Source organism: Ruegeria atlantica, from assembly GCF_947495585.1.
Taxonomy (GTDB): Bacteria; Pseudomonadota; Alphaproteobacteria; order Rhodobacterales; family Rhodobacteraceae; genus Ruegeria; species Ruegeria atlantica_G.
In genome coordinates this window covers 469,321-493,004 of sequence record NZ_CANLZK010000001.1, presented here as the reverse complement: position 1 = coordinate 493,004, position 23,684 = coordinate 469,321, and the positions used below count along the sequence as shown (strand labels likewise).

Below are 23,684 nucleotides of genomic sequence, written 5' to 3'. Positions count from 1 at the left end.
GCAACACTCGCTTAGGTTGTGTGACAAATGGCTATCTTCTGTTCAACCAAGGGATCACCGAAATGCAGGACCTGATGACCATGATTACAACGCTCCGCCGCCCACGCCTGTTGGCTCGGGCCGCAAAAATTGGGGCGCAGGAGTATGATCGGGACCGGCATCTTCAGCGTGTTCTGGGATACGGATCACTGCCCGGCACAGGGGCTGCGCTGGTTCGTTTGTTGGAATTGGAACGAGAGGTTAACGCCCAAAGACTGGCCGAAGACGCAGCCTATTCGCTGGTCCGCCATCTGGACCTGCTGATCGCGCTGTTGGGCGAGGCGCAACTGTTCAAAGCCAGTCGCGCCGCGCAATATCAATGATCAGGTGAAGGCATCCGGCATGGATGCTTTCTTTTCCGCCACGTATGCGTTCAATGCTTCGTTGACGGCGGGGTCGAGTTGCGGTTGCTGGTAGTTGGCCAGCAGATGCTCGACCCGCGACGTGGCCAATTGGCGTGTGTCGCGCCCGCCTTCGTCTTCCCAGGTCTCAAAGGGTTTGTAATCCAGGACCTCGGACTTCCAGAACGCTTCTTTAAAATTCGCCTGCGTGTGGGCACAGCCCAGATAGTGACCGCCCGGGCCAACTTCGCGGATCGCATCCATCGCCTGCGCGTTTTCATCATAGGCCACGCCCTTGGCCAGACCGTGCAGAACGCCCAACTGGTCGGCATCCATGACGAACTTTTCGAAGTCTGCAACAAGACCGCCTTCAAGCCAGCCGCATGAGTGCAGCATGAAGTTCACACCAGCCATCAGCCCCATGTTCAGCGAGTTCGCGGTCTCATAGGCCGCCTGTGCATCGGGCAGCTTCGAACCGCAGAACGACCCGGCCGAGCGGAACGGTAGGTTCAGACGTCGCGCCAACTGGCCCGCGCCGTATGTGACCATCGATGCCTCGGGCGTACCAAATGTCGGCGCGCCAGAGTTCATATCGATCGATGACACGAAGGCACCAAAAATCGCAGGCGCGCCCGGACGGATGATCTGACTATAGGCCACGCCAGCCAGAACTTCGGCCAGAACCTGCGTCAGTGTCCCTGCAATCGAAACCGGCGCCATCGCACCACCCACGATAAAGGGCGAGATGATGCAGGCCTGATTGTTCTTCGCATAAACTTCCAGCGCGCCCATCATCACGTCGTCGAAGGTCATCGGCGAGTTGATGTTGGTCAGCGAGGTCATCACTGTGTTTTCCTGAACGAACTCCTTGCCGAACAGAATCTCGCACATCTCAACCGAATCCTGCGCGCGGCTTGGATCGGTGACCGAGCCCATGAACGGCTTGTCCGACAAGGTCATGTGCGCCATCAGCATGTCCAGGTGACGCTTGTTCACCGGAATATCTGTCGGCTCACACACGGTCCCGCCCGAATGGTGCAGCCACTTGGACATATAGGCCAGTTTCACGAACTTGTTGAAATCTTCCATGTTCGCATAGCGACGACCACCTTGCGCGTCCCGCACAAAGGGCGGGCCGTACACCGGGGCCAGAACCAGATTGCGGCCACCGATGACAACCGATTTCTCGGGGTTACGGGCATGCTGCGTGAATTCGCTGGGCGCGGTTTTGATCAGCTGACGTGCCAAACCACGCGGAATGCGGACGCGTTCACCATCGACATCGGCGCCAACATCTTTCCAGCGCTGCAACGCGGCTGGGTTGTCGACAAAGTTCACGCCAACTTCGGCCAGAATGGTTTCCGCATTGGTTTCGATGATTTCCAACGCTTCTTCGTTGAGAACCTCGAAGTTCGGAATATTCCGTTCGATGTATTTCGCCGTTTCAATGCGAACCGCGGTACGTTCGGCCCGGCGGGCGGCGCCACCGCCACCTCTTGCCCGACGCCGGGTGTTTGCCTCTGCCATGAGAAGATCCCGTCTATTGATTGATTTGATCAGTTTGTTACAGCAAGCATTTGGGGCAAAGCATCTAATTTACGGCGCTATAGGGGGAAAAGCGACATCCGCAGGAACCAAAACCGTCAGGCACTTGCTCTGATCAGGAAAGTTCCTTCTCCATCAGGATAGTCATGCCGCTCAACTCTTTCTCGTGCCACCCCATGTATAGGTACATGGAGACTGTCGCTTGCATTAATTTATGCGTTCGCAACCTGAGCTTAGCGGTGGCCGTTCCCTTGGCTTCTTGTTCAGCTATTTTGATCAACCGCCTCGCCAACCCTGCCCCTTGTGCCTTTGGCGATACGGCGAGGTTAAAGATCATCATCGCAGAATCGACCCGGTCAAAAACAATAAACCCGACGATGTCTTCATCCCTCGTGGCAACCCAGGCCTGATGCGCGGCGATATCGTCGCCAACGCCGTCTGTGACATCGGGCAGATCAGGAATATCGCGCAATGCATCCGCATAAGCTGCCGCAATGCACCTTGTGACGGCTTCGGTATCAGCAGCACTTGCGCGGCGTAGTATGATCTCGGGCATCTCGCGCTCTTTCTGTATTATCCTGAGGCTCAATTGCACAAATGACGTCATAGCGCTTGCACATGCAAGCCTTGCGACCTAATAGCCAACCATGACCCAAGACACCCATGACCGCCTTCTGATCATCGACTTCGGCAGCCAGGTTACGCAGCTTATTGCGCGCCGCCTGCGCGAGCTGAATGTCTATTGCGAAATCCACCCCTATCAAAAAGTCACGATGGACTTTGTGCGGGAAATGGCCCCGAAGGCCGTGATATTCTCGGGCGGTCCTGACAGCGTAACGCGTGAGGGTTCGCCCCGTGTACCGCAAGAGATCTTTGATTACGGCGTTCCAATCCTTGGTATCTGCTACGGCCAACAGGTGATGATGCACCAGCTGGGCGGTAAGGTTGAAAGCGGACACGGCACGGCCGAGTTCGGGCGTGCGTTTGTTACCCCGCAGGCAAAACTGGATATTTTGGAAGGCTGGTTTAGGGACGGTGACGAACAGGTCTGGATGAGTCACGGCGACCATGTCAGTGAAATCGCGCCCGGCTTCACCGTTTACGGCACCTCACCCAACGCGCCTTATGCGATTACAGCGGACAGCGACCGTCATTTCTATGCGGTTCAGTTCCACCCCGAAGTGCACCACACACCCAAAGGTGCAAAACTGTATGAGAATTTCGTCAAGCTGGCCGGGTTCAAGGGCGATTGGACCATGGGTGCCTACCGCGAACAGATGATCGAAAAGATCCGCGAGCAGGTCGGCGACAAAAAGGTCATCTGCGGCCTGTCCGGTGGCGTCGACAGCTCAGTCGCGGCGATCCTGATCCACGAGGCAATCGGTGATCAGCTGACCTGTGTATTCGTGGACCATGGCTTGCTGCGCAAGAATGAGGCCGAGGAAGTCGTCGGCATGTTCCGCGACAATTACAACATCCAGCTGATCCACGCGAACGAAAGCGATCTTTTCCTTGGTGAACTCGAAGGTCAAAGCGACCCCGAGACCAAGCGCAAGATCATCGGCAAGCTGTTCATCGACGTGTTCCAGAAACACGCCGACACAATCGACGGCGCTGAATTCCTGGCGCAGGGCACCCTGTATCCCGACGTGATTGAATCGGTGTCCTTCTCGGGCGGCCCCTCGGTCACGATCAAATCGCACCACAATGTAGGCGGCCTGCCCGAAAAGATGGGCCTGAAGCTAGTCGAGCCGCTGCGCGAGCTGTTCAAGGACGAAGTCCGCGCGCTGGGTCGCGAGTTGGGCCTGCCCCAGAGCTTCATCGGCCGCCACCCCTTCCCCGGTCCCGGTCTGGCGATTCGCTGCCCCGGTGAGATCACCCGCGAAAAGCTGGATATCCTGCGCGAAGCGGATGCGGTCTATATCGACCAGATTCGCAAGCACGGCCTTTACGATGACATCTGGCAAGCCTTTGTGGCCATCCTGCCTGTGCGCACGGTGGGCGTCATGGGCGACGGTCGCACCTACGACTACGCTTGTGCCCTGCGCGCGGTGACATCGGTGGATGGCATGACTGCCGACTACTATCCGTTCAGCCACGAGTTCCTTGGCGAAACGGCCACACGGATCATCAACGAGGTCAAAGGCATCAACAGATGCACCTATGACATCACCTCAAAACCACCCGGAACCATTGAGTGGGAATAATGCGAAAGCCGGGCTCTGTCCCGGCTTTTTTTGTTTTTCACGCCGGGAAAAAATCGATAGCAATCAAATTGGTATAACCAAAATCTACAGGCGCCCGGATGGAAACGGCCAGACCACAGATCGGCAAGGCAGCGCTCTGGATGACCGGGGCGATTGCCTCTTTCTCGTCCATGGCAATCGCGGGCCGCGAACTGAGCGTGACCCACGACACGTTCGAGATCATGTTGTACCGCAGCCTCGTCGGCATCTGCGTGGTCGCCCTGATCCTGACTCTGACGCGAAAGTGGCACCAGGTTTCGACCGAACGGATCGGCTTGCACGGCATCCGGAATGTGCTGCATTTCACCGGGCAAAACCTTTGGTTCTATGCGGTCAGCGTCATTCCGTTGGCGCAGGTTTTTGCGCTGGAGTTTACGCAGCCCATATGGGTCATACTGCTGTCTCCACTTCTATTGAAAGAGCGCCTGACGACCGTGCGCATGCTATCGGCGCTGATCGGATTTGCCGGAATTCTACTGGTCGCCCGGCCGGGCTCCGTGCCTCTCAGTGCAGGTGTGATGACCGCTGCTATGTCCGCTGTTTTCTTCGCCTTAACAACGATATCAACAAAGTCCCTCACTCGCTTTGCCAGCATCGGATGCATCATGTTCTGGCTGACAGTAATGCAAGCCGTGCTGGGGCTGATCGCATCGGGTATCGACGGACAAATCACCCTGCCCTCGGCAAGCACAGCTCCGTTTTTGTTGTTGGTGGGACTGGCCGGGCTGCTGGCGCATTACTGCATCACAAATGCGCTGGCGATTGCCCCGGCAACCGTTGTGGTGCCGTTTGACTTTGCACGCCTGCCCACAATCGCGGTCATAGGTATGGTTCTGTATCACGAACCGCTGGATCACTGGACCCTATTAGGCGCTGCGGTAATTTTCGTAGGTATTTTCCTGAACGTTCACGCCGAGAATCGTAACAGTTTGGCAACACCTCTACGCGACACTCAACACAAGTAACGCACGGTCACCAGTTGACGATAAGGTAAAGCTCAAGAAAATAACGAGCACCACAATGCAGGTCAGTCCGCACCACATATCAACAGGCGCTGACCTCCAGGAGACCTAGAGGGAGGAACTAATGAAAAAAGCGCTTCTACAGGCGTGTGCGGTATGCGTTGGCGCAACCGGTGCTTACGCAGGCGGTCTTGATCGCAGCGGCCAGGGCGTCAACATTCTGTTTGAGGAAGGTTCTGTTGTTCAGTTCCGTTTGGGTTACGCAAACCCCGACGTGAGCGGTGAGCAGAACGGTGTTGATTCCGGAAACATCGCCAAAAGCTTCTGGACACCACACCTGGCATACAAGCATTCGTTTACCGATCAGTTGGACTTTGCTCTCATCTATGATGAACCGTACGGTGCCGATGTCGAGTACCCGTCGAACTATCCTTTGTCGCAGAACCCCTTGGCCGCTTTTGGTGGTCGCACCGACGTTTTGCGCGCTAAAGCGGATGTTGATGCGATTACTGCCCTGGTGCGTTACAAGTTCGATGGCGGCTTCAGCGCAATCGGCGGTATTCGCGCACAGCGAGCCAAGGCAACGGTTGCTGTCCCGGTTGTTGCCGGTTACGAATTTGAATCCGGCTCTGAGGTTGACTTCGGTTACGTCGTAGGCGTCGCATGGGAACGTCCCGAAATCGCGGCACGTGTCGCACTGACCTACAACTCTAAAATCACGCACGATTTCGACTCGACGGAGTCCATCAACCGAAGACCACCGCCCGTCCCCGCACCGCTTGTGACCGCACAGACCGAAACCGAAGTTGTGACGCCTCAATCGGTAAATCTGGACTTCCAGACCGGTGTGGCACCTAAAACGCTGCTGTTCGGCTCGATCCGCTGGGTTGACTGGCCGCAGACAGTTCTGGCACCGCCGGTTTATACTGCCGCTGCGCAACAGAACCTGGTTGATTACGCGGACGACACCTTCACCTACACACTGGGTCTTGGCTACAAGTTCACCGAAGAGTTTTCTGGCGCGATCTCTGCGGGCTATGAAACGTCCTCGGGTTCCACTGTTTCGAACCTCGGCCCCACCGACGGTTTCTGGAGCCTTGGCGTAGGTGGTACATACACTTTCGAGCAGGCGCAGATTTCTGGCGGCATCCGCTATACCGATATCGGCGATGCGACCACCACCACAGGTGGCGAATTCTCGGGCAACTCGGCATGGAGCGTCGGTCTGCAGCTCACTTACACGCTGAACTGATCCCGCCTACAGAACCAACTACAAAAACCCCGCCACTTTCGGCGGGGTTTTTCTTTGCGCAAGTTCCGGGTCGAACACCGCCGCGGGGAATGCAAGAACGGGCTATGGAACCTCAAAAACACCTTTCTCCAAGGGCTTGGGCCGAACTTTTACTTCTGGGCGTGATCTGGGGCGCATCCTTTATCGCGATCCGCGTCGCATTAGACACGATCCCCGTCATGACCTCGGTTCTGCACCGCGTTTTCTGGGCGATGCTGGCGCTGTGGATCGTTGTCTGGGTCAAAAAGCTGAGCGTTCCCACCAGTCCGCGTATCTGGGGCGCATTCCTGATGATGGGGTTGTTGAACAATGCCATCCCTTTCTCGCTTATGGCTTGGGGGCAGCTTTACATCGAGACTGGCCTGACCTCGATCCTGAATGCCGCAACCGCTGTTTTCGGCGTTCTGATCGCCGCAATGTTCTTCAAGGACGAGCGATTGACCCTGGCGCGCGGAGTGGGTGTCGGTCTGGGTTTTCTGGGTGTTGCAATTGCAATCGGCCTTAAGAATTTCGCAACTTTCAACCTTCAAAGCGTTGCCCAACTGGCAATCATCGCCGGAACAGTTTCTTACGCGTTGGCCGGAGCGTGGGCCAGAATCAAGTTGTCAGGCTTGTCTCCCATAGTTGCCGCTGCTGGCATGCTGACCGGCTCAACCATTCTGATTTTGCCAGTTTCCCTCGCGGTCGACGGCCTTCCCGTTTTGAACCTGCCGGCGATCACGTGGGCGGCCATTGCCTATTACGCCCTGATCGCAACAGCCGGAGCGTACTTGCTGTACTACCGTGTTCTGGCCATGGCCGGGGCCGGAAACCTGATGTTGGTAACGCTTGTCATACCGCCAGTCGCCATCGTTTTAGGCACATTGGTGCGCGACGAAACCTTACCGCCGCAGGCCTTTTTGGGCTTTGCCGTGCTGGCAATAGGATTATTGATTCTCAACTGGTCCCGCTCACGTGATTGACGCCGCCCCCTGCCCGTTTTAGCTAGGTCAGAAAAAGGGACAGCGGATAATGATCTACAGCTCGGCAAAGGACTGGCGCGAAGCGGCCCGGAAAAAAGTGCTGTTCTTCGGCATGTCTGGGCTGGGCAAGACCTATGTGTCGAACGTGCTGCGTGATTCCGGGGACTGGTTCCACTACTCGATCGATTACCGCATCGGCACCCGGTACATGGGCGAATACATCATCGACAATGCCAAGGCCGAGGCGATGAAGGTGCCCTTCCTGCGCGACCTGTTGCTGTCGGATTCGATCTATATCGGCTCGAATATCTCATTCGAAAACCTGACACCGGTTGCGACCTATCTGGGCAAACCGGGTAACCCGGAACTGGGTGGCTTGGAACTGACGGAGTATCGTCGCCGGCAGGAGCAGTTCCGCCTGGCTGAGATCCACGCCCTGCTGGACACCGAGTATTTCATCGACCGTGCCAAGCGTTTGTATCAATACCCGAACTTCATCTGCGATACCGGTGGATCAATTTGCGAATGGGTCGATCCCGAAGACCCGGCTGATCATGTCTTGTCCGAGCTGTCCCGTCAAACTCTGATGATCTGGATCAAGGGCGATGAAGATCACACCGCAGAACTGATCCGCCGTTTCGATAAGGCCCCCAAGCCGATGTCCTATCAGGCAGAGTTTCTGACCCGGGTCTGGGACGAATACCTCACCGAACATGGTTACGCGCCCGAGAATGTCGACCCGGACGCCTTTATCCGCTGGACTTATGCACGCGCATTGGCCCACCGCCAACCGCGCTATCAGGCCATGGCCGACAATTGGGGTGTCACAGTCACCGCTGATGACATGCACAAGGTCCGCGATGCGGGTGATTTCGATGAGTTGATCGAACGCACCCTTGAGACCCGGACAAACCCGGCTTAATTACCGCCTCTACACAGTAACTCCAAAGGCTTGCACCTGATGCCGATCAAGATCCCTTCCGACCTGCCCGCTTACGACGTTCTCACCAAAGAGGGCGTCATGGTCATGGCCGCGGATCAGGCAATGCGTCAGGACATCCGCCCCTTGCGGATCGGATTGCTGAATCTGATGCCCAAGAAGATTCAGACCGAAAACCAGTTCGCGCGTCTGATTGGTGCCACGCCTCTGCAGATCGACCTGTCGCTGATCCGCATGACCGAACATCGCACCAGGAACACCGCCGCGGATCACATGGCCGAGTTCTATCAACCGTTCCAAGAGGTAAAGGATCAGAAATTCGACGGCCTGATCATCACGGGCGCGCCGATCGAGCATCTGGAGTTCGATGACGTCACCTATTGGGACGAGATGACCGAAGTATTCGAATGGACACAGACAAACGTCCATTCCACCTTTGGCGTCTGCTGGGGTGGGATGGCGATGATCAACCATTTCCACGGCATCGACAAACAGGCGCTCGATGCCAAGGCGTTTGGTTGCTATCGGCACCAGAATCTGGCCCCTTCTTCCCCGTTTTTGCGTGGGTTTTCCGATGATTGCGTGATCCCTGTCAGCCGCTGGACCACAATGAACCAATCTGAGATCAACAGCGCGCCCGGCCTGACGACATTGTTGGGAAGCGATGAGGTCGGCCCCTGTCTGGTCGAGGACCCCTCGCATCGTGCAATCTATATCTTCAACCATTTCGAATATGACAGTGATACGTTGAAGCAGGAATATGATCGCGATGTCTCGAACGGGACCCCCATCAACGTGCCGATGAACTACTATCCAGACGACGATCCATCACAACCGCCGCAAAACAGATGGCGCAGCCATGCGCACCTGCTGTACGGCAACTGGATTAACGAGATTTACCAGTCCACACCGTTCAACATGGAAGACGTTGGTCATTAAAGTCCTGATATTCCTTGGCCTTGTCCTATCGGGCCTGATCCTGCTGACCGTCTGGCGTGCAGCACAGAACGAAGCTGCGGCTGAGGCTCGTTTCCCTCCTGAGGGTGAAATGGTGATGGTCGACGGTATCGCCGTCCATGCGGTGGTCATGGGCGAAGGCCCCGATGTGGTTCTGATCCACGGGTCCAGCGGTAACACCCGTGACATGACCTTTGCGCTTGCACCGATCTTGGCCGAGAACTTCCGTGTGATCGTGTTCGACCGACCCGGTCTGGGCTATAGTGACAGCTTCAATCCGAACGGCGAAACCATTGATGAGCAAGCGTTAATCTTGCAAAAGGCCGCTGCCAAGCTGGGCGCGGAAAAACCCATTGTTGCAGGGCAAAGCTATGGCGGGTCCGTATCGCTTGCTTGGGCGGTCACCCGGCCCGACAACATTTCTGCCCTTGTTTTGATCGCACCGGCTGCAATCCCGTGGGAGACGCCGCTGGACGGTTTCAACAAGCTGGCGTCGACTGAGGCGGGCAATACGCTGGCCCTGCCCTTGATCACCGCGTTCGTTCCCGAATGGTATGTGGAACAGGCGTTGGACAAGGTCTTTGCCCCGCAGACAGCACCCGAAGGATATTCACAGCACTTCGGCCCCGGCCTGACAATGCGGCGTGCCTCGATGCATGCAAATGCCAAGCAGCGGGCCAACCTGTTGAACGAGGTCCGCGCCCTGCAACCCCGCTATGGGGAAATTTCCGTACCGACGGAAGTCGTTCACGGAACGGCGGACACCACTGTCAAATTTGCTTGGCATGCAGAACAACTGGTCGACCAAATCCCTGACGCGGAACTGATCGAGCTTCCGGGTATTGGTCACATGCCGCAGGTTGTGGCTGCCCCCGAGGTCGCATCAGCGATCGACCGCGCCGCCGAGCGAGCGGGTTTGCGTTAAACTGCCAGCTAATCCATAGTAGGATATGGATTTTATGGCGAGGTAGCTAATGGCCCGTTCGGACAAAGGTTCCATTGAAAAGTATTTCCGCAAGGACGCCCCGAAAGAGGTGCGATCAGCCATTGAAAACGCAAAGAAAGACGACATCCTGAACCCGACCTACCCTTACAAAGAAAGAATGAAGCGTAAGGATTACGAGAAAGAAATGGATGTGCTGCAGATCGAGCTGGTCAAAATGCAATCCTGGGTCAGGGCAACGGGCAACCGCGTCGCTATTATTTTCGAAGGCCGCGATGCCGCCGGAAAAGGTGGTACGATCAAACGCTTTCGCGAAAACCTAAATCCGCGCGGTGCCCGCAACGTGGCGCTCAGTAAACCCTCTGATACCGAACGCAGCCAATGGTATTTCCAACGTTACGTTCAACACCTACCTGCGGCGGGCGAAATCGTGTTCTTTGACCGAAGCTGGTACAATCGAGGCGTGGTCGAAAATGTCTTTGGCTTTTGCGAAACTGAGGAACGCGAACGTTTTTTCAGGCAAGTTCTGCCGCTTGAAACCGGACTGGTGAATGACGGGATCAAACTGTTCAAATTCTGGCTTAACGTCGGGCGCGCGGAACAACTGAACCGCTTTCTGGCACGTGAGACAGATCCGCTAAAGCAATGGAAACTCAGCCCAATCGACATTGCGGGGCTTGGTAAATGGGACGAGTACACGCAATCGATCTCGGAAACTCTGACCCGCAGTCACTCAGACCTTTGCCCTTGGACCATCATTCGCTCAGACGACAAAAAACGCGCCCGCATCGCGGCAATACGAACTGTTTTGCACGCGTTGGACTATGATGAAAAAGACAAGAAGGCTATTGGCAAGATTGATCCACTGATTTGCGGCGGACCCGAGGTGTTGGACGCGTGATGACATTTTCGCGCTCCATTGCTGCCAAGGGTTGGACGAACCGGCAGGCGTGGATTATGTCTTGGTTCCCCGGAACTTAAACAAAAAGGCTCGTGACACAGGCATGGCGAAACGCGGGTATCACCACGGCAATCTCAAGCAAGCCCTGATCGAGGCCGCTCTTTCGCTGATCGAAGAAAAAGGTCCGACAGGCTTTACCCTTTCCGAGGCCGCAAAGACCGCGGGTGTAACGCCTGCAGCTGTATACAGGCACTTTCAGGGACGCGAGGACCTGATTGCCGAGGCCGCCCGGCAGGGTTTCGAGATGTTTGCCGACTTGATGCAGTACGCCTACGACACGGGCCAACCCTCGGCCCTTGCTGCGTTTGAGGCAACCGGTCGGGCTTATCTGGCTTTTGCCCGCAAGCACCCTGGTCACTACATCGCCATGTTCGAAAGCGGGATTTCCGTTAACCGAACGCCTGAATTGGCGCTGGCCGCGAACCGGGCCAAGAGCGTCCTGGAGAAAGCGGCTGCAGACCTTTCTCAGCATATCCCCCCCGAAAAACGCCCGCCCGCGTCAATGTTCAGTGCTCATATCTGGGCCATGAGCCATGGCGTTGTTGAGCTTTATGCCCGAAACACAGGTGCCAGCTCTCCATTCCCGCCAGAGGATCTGTTGGAAAGTGGCATTGGAATATATTTGCGGGGTTTAGGTCTGGTTCCGCAGGACGATTGAGGTTCGAGCTAGAACCTGGGCCTTGGTGCCGGAACACTAAGGCCCGAGGTGACGTTAATCAGATCCATCTGCCCCATGCCCTTGATATCCACCGGTCCAATATCCGAGACCTGGAACTCGTCAATCAACGCGTACTTCATCTCTTCCGGGGCGACAATATTCATTGGTTTTGCAAAGACTTGCAGGCGTGAAGCAATGTTCACGGCCGGACCAAACACGTCGTAGACGTATTTCTGAATACCCACGACCGAGCCGACAGCCGGCCCCATTCCCAGACCGATCCGGGCCTGCCATTTATGCGGATGGCTTTCGTTGCGCCGCTCGAGGTATCGCAAGAACCGGACCGCGCAATGGGCCACGGCCGTCGCATGATCCGGTGTTGCATCCGGCATACCCGAGACCGCCAGATAAGCGTCGCCGATAGTTTTGATCCGTTCGCACCCATATTGTTCGACGATTCTGTCGAAGGCCGTGAAAACGTCGTTCAACTCGCTGAGTGTCACAGTCGGGTCGGTCTTTGCCGCAAAATCCGTAAAGCCCACAAAATCCAGCATCACGACCGAGACCTGATCGTAGAGCTGCGGCGTAACGACACCAAAGGTCTTGAACTCTTCGTACACAGCGCGGGGCATGAGGTTCAACAGCAACCGTTCGACCCGCTCTTTCTCACGTTCCAATTCGCGCGTGTTACGTTCGACCATGGTCGAATAACTGTCGATCATGCTCTCAAGCTCGCGAATGCGGGTAATGTTCTGAAATTCGACCACCAGCACCTGTTCGGAAAGGCCGTTGGCCAAGGACACCGCGACTGCGAATATCAGCGTCCGGCGCTTGGGTTTGACCTGCAGCTCGGCCGAATAGCGCAGGCCGGATTGCTTGACGTCTTCGAGCTCTTTTGGATCAAGGTCGGGAAAATAATCCAACAGGGTCTGACCTTCAGCCGGTGCCCCAAACCATTCGGTAAACGGACCGTTGTGAAACACGAAACCCAAATCCGAAGCCCGCACAACAGCGACGCCAACACCGATCGCGCGGAGCAGCTGTTCATTTATGGCCAGAATACTCATGCGGCGTCGCGAGCCACGATGATGGCCCGTTTTGACTCGATGGCATCAAGGGCAATTTTAATATGTGCGTCTTCCATTCCATGCAGCGACAGGGCCTCGCTGAAAAGCGCGGCCATCTCGTCAAAATCGGCGTGAGAGATGTTCAGGTGACGATGGACCGCCTCGATCCTGTCATCGCTAAAGGATGCAGGTCCACCAACCAGGGACGAAACAAACTTGGTCTGATGATCAATCAAACGAGGCATGTCTATTTCTTCGAAATGACCGCCGATCTGATCGGACTCCAACGCCATTTCGTAAAAGGTCATCACGATCCGAGAGATCGTTTTGAAGCCACCGTATCTTTCGTAAATTGTCTGCCCCACGACACATAACCCAAACGTTATTCACCACTAACGTCACGAGGTTATATCATATTGACAGTTTTGTTAACGCAAATGACGCGGATGCACCGCGGGACGACCATTTTGGTGGCGTGGTGAGACTTGAATTCACACGCTCAGATCGTCGGCGCAGGGGATGAACCCGACGTATCCCCCCTGTTCCAGCAATCGCGTCTGGCCCCCCACGCGCCAATACAGCTTGCGCCGCGCCGCGACCAATTCCCGCCGAAGGCGGAACCAAAGCGGCCCCTTATCCAGCCCGCTGTTGGTTTCCTGGTCTAGGGATCGTTCGCTGACCTTCACCTCTTCGACCGTGTGATCTTGCTGTTTCGACCAGATCATCTGCACCCCAACAGCCGGAAAGCACTGATACATCCGCCAATCCGACCGTGGGATGGAGACGAAATCATCCAGGTGATCCGAATACTTTTCGGACCAATTCAGCAGTTTCTGGCAGGCCCGCTGAGAAAGCACATAGGCGGCCGCACTCGGGGCCATTTCCAGCATGGGCCGGACGGTGACGCCTGCGATACGCGTCTCTGGCCCAAAACGAAGAGATTTGGGGGAATAGTCCAGCTTCACCATGTCAAAGGCATCTGGGTCCGCCATCAGTGCTGAAATCACAGATCCTGCCTGAATGGACATTTCGACGTCATCTTCAAAAATGGCCACCGCTTGCAGGTTTTGATCCACGACCGCCTGCCAAACCGCGCGATGGCTTTCGAAACAGGCGATTTCGCTTTGCGTCAATCCCCAGCGACTGCCCGATCCGGCAACATAGCCGCTGGCGTCCACAACTCCGGGTTTCTGGGCATCCGTCGCGCCAAACCGGGTGGCACCCACCAAGCCTGCATGATTGAACTGCGCTTCCATGAAGTCACGGCGCACTGGGACCCGATCCAGATTGATAAAAAAGGCACCCGTCTCTGGTGGCAGTTCGTGACGTCCCACGGTGTTTCCTTTCAAGCAGTTACGCCAGATACACACTGGCAAGGCGGACAATCAAGTCCGCGCTTGAGCAATATGTATCCGGTTTCGCCTATCCTGATTTAGAAGTCCCGATTAAGCTGCTCTGGGAAAACAATAAACAGGATTCTTGCAATGACGTCTCATGGATATTCCGGCGGTCGCCTGAACCTGCCGTTTGTGGGCATATCGACCTTTGGCAAAGCTCCGTACGTCGAGGATTGGGATCAAATCGATGCTGACGTCGCCGTCATGGGCGCGCCTTTTGATTTCGGAACTCAGTGGCGATCCGGCGCTCGGTTTGGACCGCGTGCGGTGCGCGAAGCGTCAACTCTGTTCAGCTTCGGCCATGCCGGCGCATATGACCACGAGGATGATGCCACTTACTTGGATGGCTCGGTCCGGATGGTCGATATCGGCGACGCGGATATCATCCACACCAAGACCGAAGAAAGCCACGCCAACATCCAGTTCGGTGTTGAAAAGATGCTGAACGCAGGCGCCCTGCCCGTCACCATCGGCGGCGATCACTCAGTCAACATCCCGTGCATCAACGCTTTCGAAAACGATTGCGAGAAAAACGGGCCTATCCACGTCGTGCAGATTGATGCGCATCTGGATTTTGTGGACGAACGGCATGGCGTGACCGCCGGGCACGGCAACCCCATGCGGCGTGCAATTGAAAAATCGTATGTTTCGGGCATGACGCAATTGGGCATCCGGAACGTGTCGTCAACCGCCAAAGAAGGATATGAGGACGCCCGCGCCCGCGGGTCGGACATTCTGTCTGTTCGGCAGGTGCGCAAGCTCGGTACGGATGGCGTGTTGGCGCGCATCCCGGAAGGCGCCCGGTATTATGTCACGATTGATATCGACGCATTCTGCCCGTCCATCGCCTCTGGCACTGGCACGCCCAGCCACGGCGGGTTCCAGTACTATGATGTCTTGGAGATAATTCAGGGGCTTGCGAAACGCGGAGACGTAGTCGGGATCGACCTTGTCGAAGTGGCTCCGAATTACGACCCGACCGAAAGCACGCAGATATTGGCGGCTCAGGTTCTGCTGAACTTCATCGGGTTCATCTTTCACGAACGTGGCAAGAAGGGCTGATCGCCCTTCCTGCCAGATCAATTATGCACTGATCGTGTTGTGTTCAGGGCCATAGGGGAAGCCGGTAATGTTTTCGGCACCGGTTTCCTCGACCACCAGAATGTCGTGTTCCCGGTATCCGCCTGCACCCTTCTGACCTTCTGGAATCCACAGCATCGGCTCAATTGAAACGACCATGCCCGGTTCCAAAACCGTATCGATATCCTCGCGCAGCTCCAGCCCCGCCTCGCGCCCGTAATAGTGGCTGAGGATACCGAAAGAGTGGCCGTACCCGAAGGACCGGTACTGCAGCAGGCCTTCGTCAGCGAAAAAGCGGTTGATCTCTTCGCAGATCCCCGAGCAGGTCGCGCCGGGTTTAATCAGGCTCAGACCCAGCTCATGCGCGGCAACGTTGGCTTTCCAGATGCGCAGGCTATCGGCGTCCGGTTCGCCTAGGAACAGAGTGCGCTCCAGCGCTGTGTAATAACCTGAAATCATCGGGAAAGTGTTCAGGGATAGGATATCGCCCTTTTCCAACGCGCGCTTGGTGACCGGGTTATGTGCACCATCCGTGTTCAGGCCTGACTGAAACCAAACCCATGTGTCGCGGTATTCGGCATCCGGATAGGCGCGGGCAATCTCAGCCTCCATCGCGTCACGTCCGGCCATGGCGATCTCGATCTCAGTCGCGCCTTCACGGATCGCGGCGTGGATAGCCGCGCCACCAACATCCGCAGTACGCGCGCCGCCTTTGATCAATTCAATCTCTTCGGCTGATTTCACCATCCGTGCAGCCATCGTATCAGGCGCGATATCGACCAGTTCCGGCCCACCCAACATGTCCAGCGCAGAGTCGCGCATTGCCAGTGTCATGTGGTCACCCTCGATACCGACCCGGCGGGCGGAGCCGATCAGGCTGGCTACAGCGCGCCAGTAATTGTTCCGCTTCCAATCGGTGTAGATCACGTTCTCTTCGACCGACCGGCGCCAGGGCTGCCCGGCGTCGATATTGGCCGAAACCGTGGTACAGGCATCCTGCGTTACAACACAGCCATAGGGGCGACCAAACGAGCAGTACAGGAAGCCCGAGTAGTAAGCGATGTTCTGCATCGACGTCAGCAGAACTGCGGGAATGTCCCGTGCCGCCATGGTCGCGCGCAGGCTGGCAAGGCGGCGGTCGTATTCAGCCCGGCTGAATGGCAACGGCGCTTTGTCACCGTTGTGGCAGGTGAAAAACTCGGGGCGGTTGTTCAGATCTTTCATCTTTGACTCTCCTCAACGCCGGACTGGCATCGCCCGGCCACAAGTCCCGGCGTTCAGGACGAGCGGCCTCGGGATCCGAGAGCCATGCACCCCGCGTTGCGTCACGACGCCATCGTGACCGGGGTACATGGTGAAATCGCTAAATCAGCTTTTGAGTCGCGTCAAGCCGGGGTGAGACCCCGCAGGCGTTCAGACCGCCGCCGCAGCAGTTCGACCGTGGTCAGCAGCGCGATCGAGATCACGACAAGGATGGTCGCAACGGCCAGAATGGTCGGGCTGATTTGTTCGCGCAGGCCGGTGAACATCTGCCATGGCAGTGTTTTCTGGCTGGCTGATCCGACAAAGAGAACCACCACAACTTCGTCAAACGAAGTGATGAAGGCAAACAATCCGCCCGAGATTACACCCGGCAAAATCAGCGGCATCTGGATCTTGAAGAACGTCCGCACCGGACCTGCACCCATATTCGCAGCAGCCCGCGTCAGGGATTGGTCAAACCCGACCAGCGTTGCGGTCACCGTGATGATGACGAAGGGAATCCCCAGAACCGCGTGGGCCAGCACGACTTTCACATAGCCGACGAAGTTCTTGTTCATGCCCAGCGTACCTTCCAAAAAACGGCCGATGTCGCTGTAGAAAAAGAACATACCCGTGGCCGAGATGATCAGCGGAACGATCATTGGCGAGATCAGAATGCCCATGATGGCCCGACGCCCCGGAACATGCGACTGGCTGAGGCCTATCGCCGCCAGAGTGCCCAGCGATACCGAAATGATGGTCGCAATTGGTGCGATGATCAGCGAGTTCTTGAAGCTACGCTGCCATTCATTGTTGGTGAAAAAGTCGCGGTAGTGCTTCAGCGAATACCCTTCAGGGTCCAGACGCAGCATTTCGGGCGTAAAGGTGAAAAAGTCCTGCGCATTGAAAGACAGCGGCAGTACCACAAGGATCGGCGTGATCAGGAACACGAAGATTGCCCCGCAGATCACCCGGAAAGTAAAATGCCACAACACCTGACCAGCCGTCATGTAAGGCAGCAATTTTTGCCGATAGCGCCCCTCGTAGAGCCAGAAGATGAAGAAGGCAAAGAACCACCCCGCCAGCAGCCCGACGATCAAGCCCGTAATGCCTGCGAAGAAAAATCCAATTGCAGCAAGACCCAGTATCGTAATCCAGCGCGCAACGCGTTCGTTGTCCAGCACGTTGATATACAGCCATGCCAGCCCTGCCATCAAAGCAGCGCCGATCAGAATGCCCAGCAGAACGTTGTCCTGCCCGGCTCCGACGAACATGCCCAGAAATCCTCCGGCGATTGCGACAGCCGGCAGAACCACGGACAACGGTTTGCGGGATATTGGTGTAAGTGCAGCCATATTCTTTATCCCAGCTTGACGTTATCAATGCCGACGATCTTGTCGTAGCACCAGTAGAGTAGAAGAACGACCGCCAGCAGGATCGTCCCCAGCGCCGCAGCCAGTCCCCAGTTCAGAGAGGATGAGATGTGGTACGCAATCCGGTTCGAAATGAAGACACCTTTGGTGCCGCCAACGATCTCGGGCGTGATGTAGTACCCGATGGCAAGAATGAATACGAGGATCGAACCCGCGCCGATACCCGGTATCGATTGCGGGAAGTAAATCCGCCAGAAAGTCGTCCAGTTGGTGGCGCCCATGGATTTGGCCGCACGGGTATAGTACGGCGGAATCGTCTGCATGACCGAATACATCGGCAGGATCATGAACGGCAGCAGGATATGCGTCATCGCAATTATCGTGCCGAATTGATTGTTGATGATCACCAGCCTCGCATCATCGGCAACAAAGCCCAGCCAGACCAGCGTTTCGTTGATCACACCCTGCTGCTGCAACATCACTTTCCAGGCGGAGGTGCGCACAAGCAGCGAGGTCCAGAATGGCAACAGCACCAAAATCATCAGCATGTTTGAAGCCCGCATCGGCAGATTGGCGAGCAGGTAAGAAACTGGATAGGCCAGCAGAATACAGGCCCCGGTAATGATCAGCGACATGAACAATGTCCGGCCGAACAGCTTGATGAGGATGCGCTTATCTTCGGGTTGCGCTTGCGCCCCTTCGGGTGTGCGCTGCATATCAATAGCGTTCAGAAAGTATCCATTGGTGATCGGCACCGCGTGCGTCTTGATCACGCGCCACGTGTCCACGTCCCCCCAGCCATCGTGAATTTCGATCAATTTTTCCTTGAACGGGGCGTCAGCTTCCGGATCCAACCGCTTGATTTGGCGTCCAGATTTTCGGAACATCGACGACATTCCCGTCTGTTCGTAATTCAAGCGGGTACCTAGTCTTGTGTGTTGCTTGGCGTCAACGGCAACAACCATGTCGCGAATAAATGCTTCATACAAAGCTTCGTCCGGCAATTCCCCGCTCTCGGCGTCCCATTGCTGTAACTCAACGACTGTCAAAGGAAGTGTCTCTGAGACAATCCCGTTTTCGACCGATCGGAATAGCATGGAAATGATAGGTATGACGAATGATAGCAGTACAAATAGCAAAAGTGGCGCAACCAGAGCCAACGCCCGCAATTTACGCCGACGCAATGAACGCGCCAGTGATTTCTTCAGCGGCGTACCATCTGCCGCCAACATCGGACCTGATTGAGTTGCGTCGCTCATCTGCGTTCCCTGATTTTTTGACGCCGGGGCCTAACTTGGCCCCGGCTGGTTTTTTGGTTCAATCAGCGATTACTTCGCCAGCCAAGCCTGGAACTTTGCTTCGATATCATCACGATAGTCAGCCCAGAACTCGTAGTTGTACAGGAACGTGTTCTTGGCGTTCTCGGGATCGGTCGGCATGTGAGGTGCCATGTCGATGCCCAGGTCCGCGTGCTGACCCACCAGCGGCGCCGAAGATGCGCGGGCCGGACCGTACGAGATGTACTTGGCCTGATCCGCCAGGCGCTGCGTATCGGTTGCGAACATGATGTAGTCCAGCGCGCGCTTCTGACGCTCTTCGCTCAAACCAGCAGGAATAATCCAGCCGTCCAGATCAAAGATCTGCGCATCCCACAGCATTGCAACGGGTTGCTTCTGTTCTTCGATCACGCTGAACAGGCGACCGTTATAGGTCGAACCCATGATGATCTCGCCGTCCGCCAGCAACTGCGGCGTGTCCGCGCCTGCGGACCACCAGACAACGTTGTCTTTGATGGTGCCTAGCTTGGCCAGGGCCTGATCTTGCCCTTCAGGAGTCGCCAGCACGTCATAGACGTCGTCTTTGGCTACGCCATCACAAATCAGCGCCCATTCCATGTTGTTGATGGCACGCTTTTCAAGCGAACGCTTGCCAGGATAGGCTTCCAGATCGAAGACTGCGCAAACATCCGACGGCGGTGTGTCACCCACAAGATCCGTACGATATCCGAATGTGGTCGAATAAACGATTTGCGGAATGAAACACTCACTGACAAGCAAGTCACCGAAATCATCGGCAGCCGAGGTTCCGTCAGGTGCCGGTGCCAGCATGGTGTCCGGATCGATTTCCAGCGCCAAACCTTCGTCACACAGACGAATTGCGTCTGCCGCCACAACGTCGACCACGTCCCAGGTAACGTTACCCGCTTCGTTCATCGCACGCAGTTTCGCAACCGCCTCGGCCGAGCTGTCGTCGTTCAGGATCGTGACGCCGGACTTCTCGGAATAGGGCTCGTGATATGCTTTCAGCTGCGACTTGGAGTATGCGCCGCCCCAAGAGACAATTGTCATTTCTTCGGCTGATGCAGCGCCGGCAACTGCCACGATAGCACCTGCCATAAGAGTGGTTTTTGTTACTTTCATCGTTAACTCCCTGTTATTCCCGTTAATTTTGATCTTTTTGGTTGGGCCACGGGGTAACCCACCCATGCCTTTCCCCGCGCACTTTGGTGTCGTGAACGGGTTGTTCCCTGATCAGGCGTCCAACGCCCGACAGTCACGCGCAAGCCAGCCGATTTCGACTTCCTGGCCCGGTGACAGTCTGATAGCGTCCGGGGCGTTTCGCGTCTTGATGATGAAGTCGTCATTCCCGGCAACCGACAGACGGAAGCGGAAGACATCGCCCATGTAGATGAACTCTTTCACCGTTGCTTTCAGAGTATGCGCATCGGCGTGCAGGCGATCCTTGTTGAACTCCACCCGCTCAGGCCGGATTGACACTTTGGTCCGATCACCTGCCGCGTGGACATTGACCGGCTTGGCGTCAATTTCAGATCCGTCATCCAGCGCCACAACACATTCGTCGCCGTTGATTGACTTAATAACGCCTTCCAATGTGTTGTTTTCACCAATGAACTGGGCAACAAAACTGTTTTCAGGCTCTTCGTACAGAAGATCCGGCGGCGCAAGCTGTTGAATGCGCCCATCGTCGAATACCGCAACGCGATCTGACATTGTCAGGGCTTCGGTCTGGTCGTGGGTCACGTAGACGGTCGTAATCCCAAGTTCATGGGCCAGGCGCGTGATTTCAAACTGCATATGTTCGCGCAGCTGTTTGTCGAGCGCACCCAGCGGTTCATCCATCAGAACCAGCTCGGGTTCGAACACCAAAGCGCGCGCAAGGGCGATCCGCTGTTGCTGCCCCCCGGACAATTGCGCCGGTCGACGGCTGCCAAAGGCCCCCATCTGGACCATATCAAGCGCCCGCCGGACCTTTTCTTCTCGCGCATCCTTGCCAATTTTCCGCACTTCCAGAGGGAACGACAGATTTTCTGCCACCGTCATATGCGGAAAAAGAGCGTAGTTTTGGAAAACCATGCCGATACCGCGCTTGTGCGGTGGGATGTTGTTGATCGGCCGTCCGTCCAACATAATCTCGCCATGGGTGGCTGTTTCAAAACCTGCCAGCATCATCAGGCAAGTTGTCTTGCCGGAACCCGAGGGCCCAAGCATTGTAAGAAACTCACCCTTCGGCATGGAAAGGTTAAGGTCTTTTACAACAAGGATCTCGCCATCATAAGATTTTTGGACATGCTGAAACTCGACGAACGCTGCGTCATTAGACATTTACCGATTAGTCTCCCCTGTGCAGTCCTTGCCTGCCCGGTTCATCCGGATCTCAAAGACCTGTCGAGGCCATTTAAGGACATGCAGGGTGCGGCACGCAACCAAAATATGACACGTGGGTAACTATTAGAAAGGAAGCAGCCGAGTTTTCAGGCGGAATTCAACTTGCGCATGTGCCACGCGAGGCTTTGATTGCTGGAAAGCACCGGTTTTTTTAGGCGTTCCTGTACAATCGGGATTACGTCAAAAGTTCTTAGATTCGTACAACTTAGAAAAACAGCTTCAACCGAATCGTCCCGCCCAAGATTCACCGCAGCGTCGATCAAAGACTCTCGGGAAATCCGGGCAACCTTGGCTTCCTTGGCTTCCCCGAAGGTGCCAAAAACATCTATCGAGATGCCATTTTGCGCAAAAGCACTGCGTAAGGGATCGTTCACTTCTTCGATATATGGCGACAAAAGTGCGAACTTTGCTACCCCAAGTTCGTGGGCGCAGGCCGAGGCCGCGCGCAATGGGTTTGTAACAATCGCCGCCTCGCAAGTTTTTTGAACCATTTGTTCGACCTGTTCCGAGCCGATCACCGAGCTGGCAGAGGTGCACCCGTATCCGACCACTCGATATGGTCGCGTCTTGGGCAACAAATCAGCAGCGGCAGGCAGTGCCGTTTTCATTTCCGCCAGAGTATCAGTCGTCACCTCTTTACCGCTGGGAATTCTAGAGACGTAAATGGGACAGCTGCGATCAGAAAAATATGCGTTGAACTCCGGCTCAAGGGTCTCGTCTGTCTGCAAGACAATCAGGCCCATTGGGGACGTGGCGGGATCATCTGCATCAACTGTATAAGGTAAACGCGTCATATCTCGGGCAACTCCATACCAGCGCGCGGGCTAAGGAAGCGGGGCTCTCCTTCGGTTATGACGATGTTTTCTTCGTGGACAAGGATTTTTCCACCCACGGCAATGCCCGGTTCAAGCGTCAAGACCATGCCTGGTTCCAAAACTGTGTGGTCGGTTGGAATGAGGGACGGCCATTCTGTCAAAGACATCCCCAATCCATGCCCCAAGCGCCCGGCCCCAGTGTCAGCATCGTGGCGCGACAGCACAGAGTTCATCGCCTGAAACAAGTCAGCCGCCGTGGCACCGGGGCGCGCAATCTCAAATGCCGCATCCGATGCTTCAATCAAAGCACAGTAGGCTGACTTAACCTGCGCGTTCGCGGACCCTATCGACCAGTTGCGGTCGTAATCACTGAAATACCCGTCCCAAACCAGGCCGGTGTCCAGCATCAATACATCACCATGCTGCAGCAGCGTATCAGATGCTGGGGAAATCACGTCAGTGTAACCGCCCTGTTCCGCACCGCCGGCAAGGTAGGGAACCCAATCGGCCCCCTCGTCCAGACACAGCATCTGAAACCCGCGGAAAACAGCATCCAGCGCCACGCCTTCTTTGGCGATTTCGGGTACCCTCTGAAAGGCGCGCCCGGCGATGGCACATGCCGTTTCGATCTTTGCAATCTCAGCTGATGATTTCACCATCCGAAGCGCGCGTACGATCCCGTCGTCGCCGCAAAGGCCTCGCTGACCAACTGCCTGTTGCAGACGTCGAATGTCTGCCAACGGCATCCTGACATGCGTTTCATGCCCATCGGGCAATCCAATTTTCGCGTCGCTTGGGGTCACCTCGCGAAGCGTATCGGTCAAAAGAGTAATGCCATCATCGACCAGATCCGGCGCAGCCCAGGTTCGGATATCGTCGAGCCATGTCTCGGCCATAAGCGCGGCCCCGATCGAAGGGATCACCGCAATCGGCTTACCATTGGCGGGTACAATCAGAAACCAGGGCCGTGTCGGGCTTTCCCAAAACCGCGTCAGGTAGCCGGTAAAATATCGGACCTCAGGTTCCGTCGTCAGCAATAGCGCCGACAGACCAGAGGCTCGCATCTTGTTTTGCGCACGTTCTGTTCGTGCTGCGAACTCAGATGTGTCAAACCCCCTCATTTCGTGACCTCAGAGAAAAAGCAGATAACCTGCGCGTCTGCGTCAATTCTCAAGCAAG

The 23,684-nt window shown here is 56.1% G+C and carries 23 protein-coding genes; 11 read left to right on the top strand and 12 right to left on the bottom strand.

What is annotated here, in order from left to right:
- Positions 1-62: 62 nt before the first annotated feature.
- Positions 63-362, top strand: a complete 300-nt coding sequence (locus tag QMP16_RS02375; protein WP_282151083.1) for a DUF6477 family protein — start codon at positions 63-65, stop codon at positions 360-362.
- Here QMP16_RS02375 and QMP16_RS02370 read toward each other — a convergent pair whose 3' ends face one another.
- Both QMP16_RS02370 and QMP16_RS02365 read right to left on the bottom strand, forming a co-directional pair.
- On the bottom strand, positions 363-1,907 hold the full coding sequence (locus tag QMP16_RS02370) for a trimethylamine methyltransferase family protein (RefSeq protein WP_058271464.1): 1,545 nt from the start codon (positions 1,905-1,907) through the stop codon (positions 363-365).
- Between the two features lie 133 nt (positions 1,908-2,040).
- On the bottom strand, positions 2,041-2,532 hold the full coding sequence (locus tag QMP16_RS02365) for a GNAT family N-acetyltransferase (RefSeq protein ID WP_282151082.1): 492 nt from the start codon (positions 2,530-2,532) through the stop codon (positions 2,041-2,043).
- A gap of 40 nt (positions 2,533-2,572) precedes the next feature.
- Between QMP16_RS02365 and guaA the strand changes: the two genes are divergently transcribed.
- The 9 genes from guaA to QMP16_RS02320 all read left to right on the top strand — a co-directional run bounded on the left by guaA (position 2,573) and on the right by QMP16_RS02320 (position 11,845).
- Positions 2,573-4,132: a glutamine-hydrolyzing GMP synthase gene (gene guaA, locus QMP16_RS02360; RefSeq protein WP_282151081.1), complete on the top strand. Its 1,560-nt coding sequence runs from the start codon at positions 2,573-2,575 to the stop codon at positions 4,130-4,132.
- 98 nt (positions 4,133-4,230) lie between these two features.
- The gene (locus tag QMP16_RS02355) at positions 4,231-5,136 is read left to right on the top strand and encodes a DMT family transporter (protein WP_282151080.1); all 906 of its coding nucleotides are present in this window, start codon (positions 4,231-4,233) and stop codon (positions 5,134-5,136) included.
- A 121-nt stretch (positions 5,137-5,257) separates the two neighbouring features.
- Positions 5,258-6,385 (top strand): OmpP1/FadL family transporter, encoded by a 1,128-nt coding sequence (locus QMP16_RS02350; RefSeq protein WP_282151079.1) that lies wholly within the window; start codon positions 5,258-5,260, stop codon positions 6,383-6,385.
- 104 nt (positions 6,386-6,489) lie between these two features.
- Complete coding sequence (locus tag QMP16_RS02345) at positions 6,490-7,386, top strand: DMT family transporter (protein ID WP_282151571.1); 897 nt, start codon at positions 6,490-6,492, stop codon at positions 7,384-7,386.
- 49 nt (positions 7,387-7,435) lie between these two features.
- Entirely contained in the window at positions 7,436-8,308 is an 873-nt protein-coding gene (locus QMP16_RS02340; protein WP_282151078.1) for an ATPase, read from the top strand.
- A gap of 39 nt (positions 8,309-8,347) precedes the next feature.
- Positions 8,348-9,265, top strand: coding sequence for a homoserine O-acetyltransferase MetA (gene metA / locus QMP16_RS02335; protein WP_058271457.1), 918 nt, complete (start codon positions 8,348-8,350; stop codon positions 9,263-9,265).
- Positions 9,255-10,208, top strand: a complete 954-nt coding sequence (locus tag QMP16_RS02330) for an alpha/beta fold hydrolase (RefSeq protein WP_282151077.1) — start codon at positions 9,255-9,257, stop codon at positions 10,206-10,208. The genes metA and QMP16_RS02330 overlap by 11 nt, the downstream gene beginning before the upstream one ends.
- 49 nt (positions 10,209-10,257) lie before the next feature.
- Complete coding sequence (gene ppk2, locus QMP16_RS02325; protein ID WP_282151076.1) at positions 10,258-11,127, top strand: polyphosphate kinase 2; 870 nt, start codon at positions 10,258-10,260, stop codon at positions 11,125-11,127.
- A 103-nt stretch (positions 11,128-11,230) separates the two neighbouring features.
- Positions 11,231-11,845, top strand: coding sequence for a TetR/AcrR family transcriptional regulator (locus QMP16_RS02320; RefSeq protein ID WP_058271885.1), 615 nt, complete (start codon positions 11,231-11,233; stop codon positions 11,843-11,845).
- 8 nt (positions 11,846-11,853) lie between these two features.
- On the opposite strand, the gene QMP16_RS02315 is transcribed toward QMP16_RS02320, so the two are convergent.
- From QMP16_RS02315 to QMP16_RS02305, 3 genes are all read right to left on the bottom strand, one after another.
- A complete protein-coding gene (locus QMP16_RS02315; protein ID WP_282151075.1) occupies positions 11,854-12,912 on the bottom strand; it encodes an adenylate/guanylate cyclase domain-containing protein in 1,059 nt (352 codons plus the stop codon).
- Positions 12,909-13,277: a group I truncated hemoglobin gene (locus QMP16_RS02310; protein ID WP_282151074.1), complete on the bottom strand. Its 369-nt coding sequence runs from the start codon at positions 13,275-13,277 to the stop codon at positions 12,909-12,911. Before QMP16_RS02310 ends, QMP16_RS02315 begins: the two co-directional genes overlap by 4 nt.
- 126 nt (positions 13,278-13,403) lie before the next feature.
- Positions 13,404-14,246: a glycosyltransferase family 25 protein gene (locus tag QMP16_RS02305; protein ID WP_282151073.1), complete on the bottom strand. Its 843-nt coding sequence runs from the start codon at positions 14,244-14,246 to the stop codon at positions 13,404-13,406.
- A gap of 150 nt (positions 14,247-14,396) precedes the next feature.
- Between QMP16_RS02305 and speB the strand changes: the two genes are divergently transcribed.
- Positions 14,397-15,371, top strand: coding sequence for an agmatinase (speB, locus tag QMP16_RS02300; RefSeq protein WP_282151072.1), 975 nt, complete (start codon positions 14,397-14,399; stop codon positions 15,369-15,371).
- A gap of 21 nt (positions 15,372-15,392) precedes the next feature.
- Here speB and QMP16_RS02295 read toward each other — a convergent pair whose 3' ends face one another.
- From QMP16_RS02295 to QMP16_RS02265, 7 genes are all read right to left on the bottom strand, one after another.
- Entirely contained in the window at positions 15,393-16,613 is a 1,221-nt protein-coding gene (locus QMP16_RS02295; protein ID WP_282151071.1) for an aminopeptidase P family protein, read from the bottom strand.
- Between the two features lie 161 nt (positions 16,614-16,774).
- Entirely contained in the window at positions 16,775-17,986 is a 1,212-nt protein-coding gene (locus QMP16_RS02290) for an ABC transporter permease (RefSeq protein WP_108858770.1), read from the bottom strand.
- 5 nt (positions 17,987-17,991) lie between these two features.
- Entirely contained in the window at positions 17,992-19,263 is a 1,272-nt protein-coding gene (locus QMP16_RS02285; protein ID WP_282118587.1) for an ABC transporter permease, read from the bottom strand.
- A gap of 69 nt (positions 19,264-19,332) precedes the next feature.
- A complete protein-coding gene (locus tag QMP16_RS02280; RefSeq protein WP_109311639.1) occupies positions 19,333-20,424 on the bottom strand; it encodes an extracellular solute-binding protein in 1,092 nt (363 codons plus the stop codon).
- 111 nt (positions 20,425-20,535) lie between these two features.
- Complete coding sequence (locus QMP16_RS02275) at positions 20,536-21,627, bottom strand: ABC transporter ATP-binding protein (protein ID WP_109311640.1); 1,092 nt, start codon at positions 21,625-21,627, stop codon at positions 20,536-20,538.
- 149 nt (positions 21,628-21,776) lie between these two features.
- Entirely contained in the window at positions 21,777-22,484 is a 708-nt protein-coding gene (locus tag QMP16_RS02270; protein ID WP_282151070.1) for a maleate cis-trans isomerase family protein, read from the bottom strand.
- Positions 22,481-23,626, bottom strand: a complete 1,146-nt coding sequence (locus tag QMP16_RS02265; protein WP_282151069.1) for a M24 family metallopeptidase — start codon at positions 23,624-23,626, stop codon at positions 22,481-22,483. The genes QMP16_RS02270 and QMP16_RS02265 overlap by 4 nt, the downstream gene beginning before the upstream one ends.
- Between the last annotated feature and the right edge of the window lie 58 nt (positions 23,627-23,684).

Coding starts and splice junctions, on each gene's coding strand:
- QMP16_RS02375 (WP_282151083.1), top strand. CDS start 63: ATGCAGGACCTGATGACCATGATTACAACGCTCCGCCGCCCACGCCTG.
- QMP16_RS02370 (WP_058271464.1), bottom strand. CDS start 1,907: ATGGCAGAGGCAAACACCCGGCGTCGGGCAAGAGGTGGCGGTGGCGCC.
- QMP16_RS02365 (WP_282151082.1), bottom strand. CDS start 2,532: ATGACGTCATTTGTGCAATTGAGCCTCAGGATAATACAGAAAGAGCGC.
- guaA (WP_282151081.1), top strand. CDS start 2,573: ATGACCCAAGACACCCATGACCGCCTTCTGATCATCGACTTCGGCAGC.
- QMP16_RS02355 (WP_282151080.1), top strand. CDS start 4,231: ATGGAAACGGCCAGACCACAGATCGGCAAGGCAGCGCTCTGGATGACC.
- QMP16_RS02350 (WP_282151079.1), top strand. CDS start 5,258: ATGAAAAAAGCGCTTCTACAGGCGTGTGCGGTATGCGTTGGCGCAACC.
- QMP16_RS02345 (WP_282151571.1), top strand. CDS start 6,490: ATGGAACCTCAAAAACACCTTTCTCCAAGGGCTTGGGCCGAACTTTTA.
- QMP16_RS02340 (WP_282151078.1), top strand. CDS start 7,436: ATGATCTACAGCTCGGCAAAGGACTGGCGCGAAGCGGCCCGGAAAAAA.
- metA (WP_058271457.1), top strand. CDS start 8,348: ATGCCGATCAAGATCCCTTCCGACCTGCCCGCTTACGACGTTCTCACC.
- ppk2 (WP_282151076.1), top strand. CDS start 10,258: ATGGCCCGTTCGGACAAAGGTTCCATTGAAAAGTATTTCCGCAAGGAC.
- QMP16_RS02320 (WP_058271885.1), top strand. CDS start 11,231: ATGGCGAAACGCGGGTATCACCACGGCAATCTCAAGCAAGCCCTGATC.
- QMP16_RS02315 (WP_282151075.1), bottom strand. CDS start 12,912: ATGAGTATTCTGGCCATAAATGAACAGCTGCTCCGCGCGATCGGTGTT.
- speB (WP_282151072.1), top strand. CDS start 14,397: ATGACGTCTCATGGATATTCCGGCGGTCGCCTGAACCTGCCGTTTGTG.
- QMP16_RS02295 (WP_282151071.1), bottom strand. CDS start 16,613: ATGAAAGATCTGAACAACCGCCCCGAGTTTTTCACCTGCCACAACGGT.
- QMP16_RS02290 (WP_108858770.1), bottom strand. CDS start 17,986: ATGGCTGCACTTACACCAATATCCCGCAAACCGTTGTCCGTGGTTCTG.
- QMP16_RS02285 (WP_282118587.1), bottom strand. CDS start 19,263: ATGAGCGACGCAACTCAATCAGGTCCGATGTTGGCGGCAGATGGTACG.
- QMP16_RS02280 (WP_109311639.1), bottom strand. CDS start 20,424: ATGAAAGTAACAAAAACCACTCTTATGGCAGGTGCTATCGTGGCAGTT.
- QMP16_RS02275 (WP_109311640.1), bottom strand. CDS start 21,627: ATGTCTAATGACGCAGCGTTCGTCGAGTTTCAGCATGTCCAAAAATCT.
- QMP16_RS02270 (WP_282151070.1), bottom strand. CDS start 22,484: ATGACGCGTTTACCTTATACAGTTGATGCAGATGATCCCGCCACGTCC.
- QMP16_RS02265 (WP_282151069.1), bottom strand. CDS start 23,626: ATGAGGGGGTTTGACACATCTGAGTTCGCAGCACGAACAGAACGTGCG.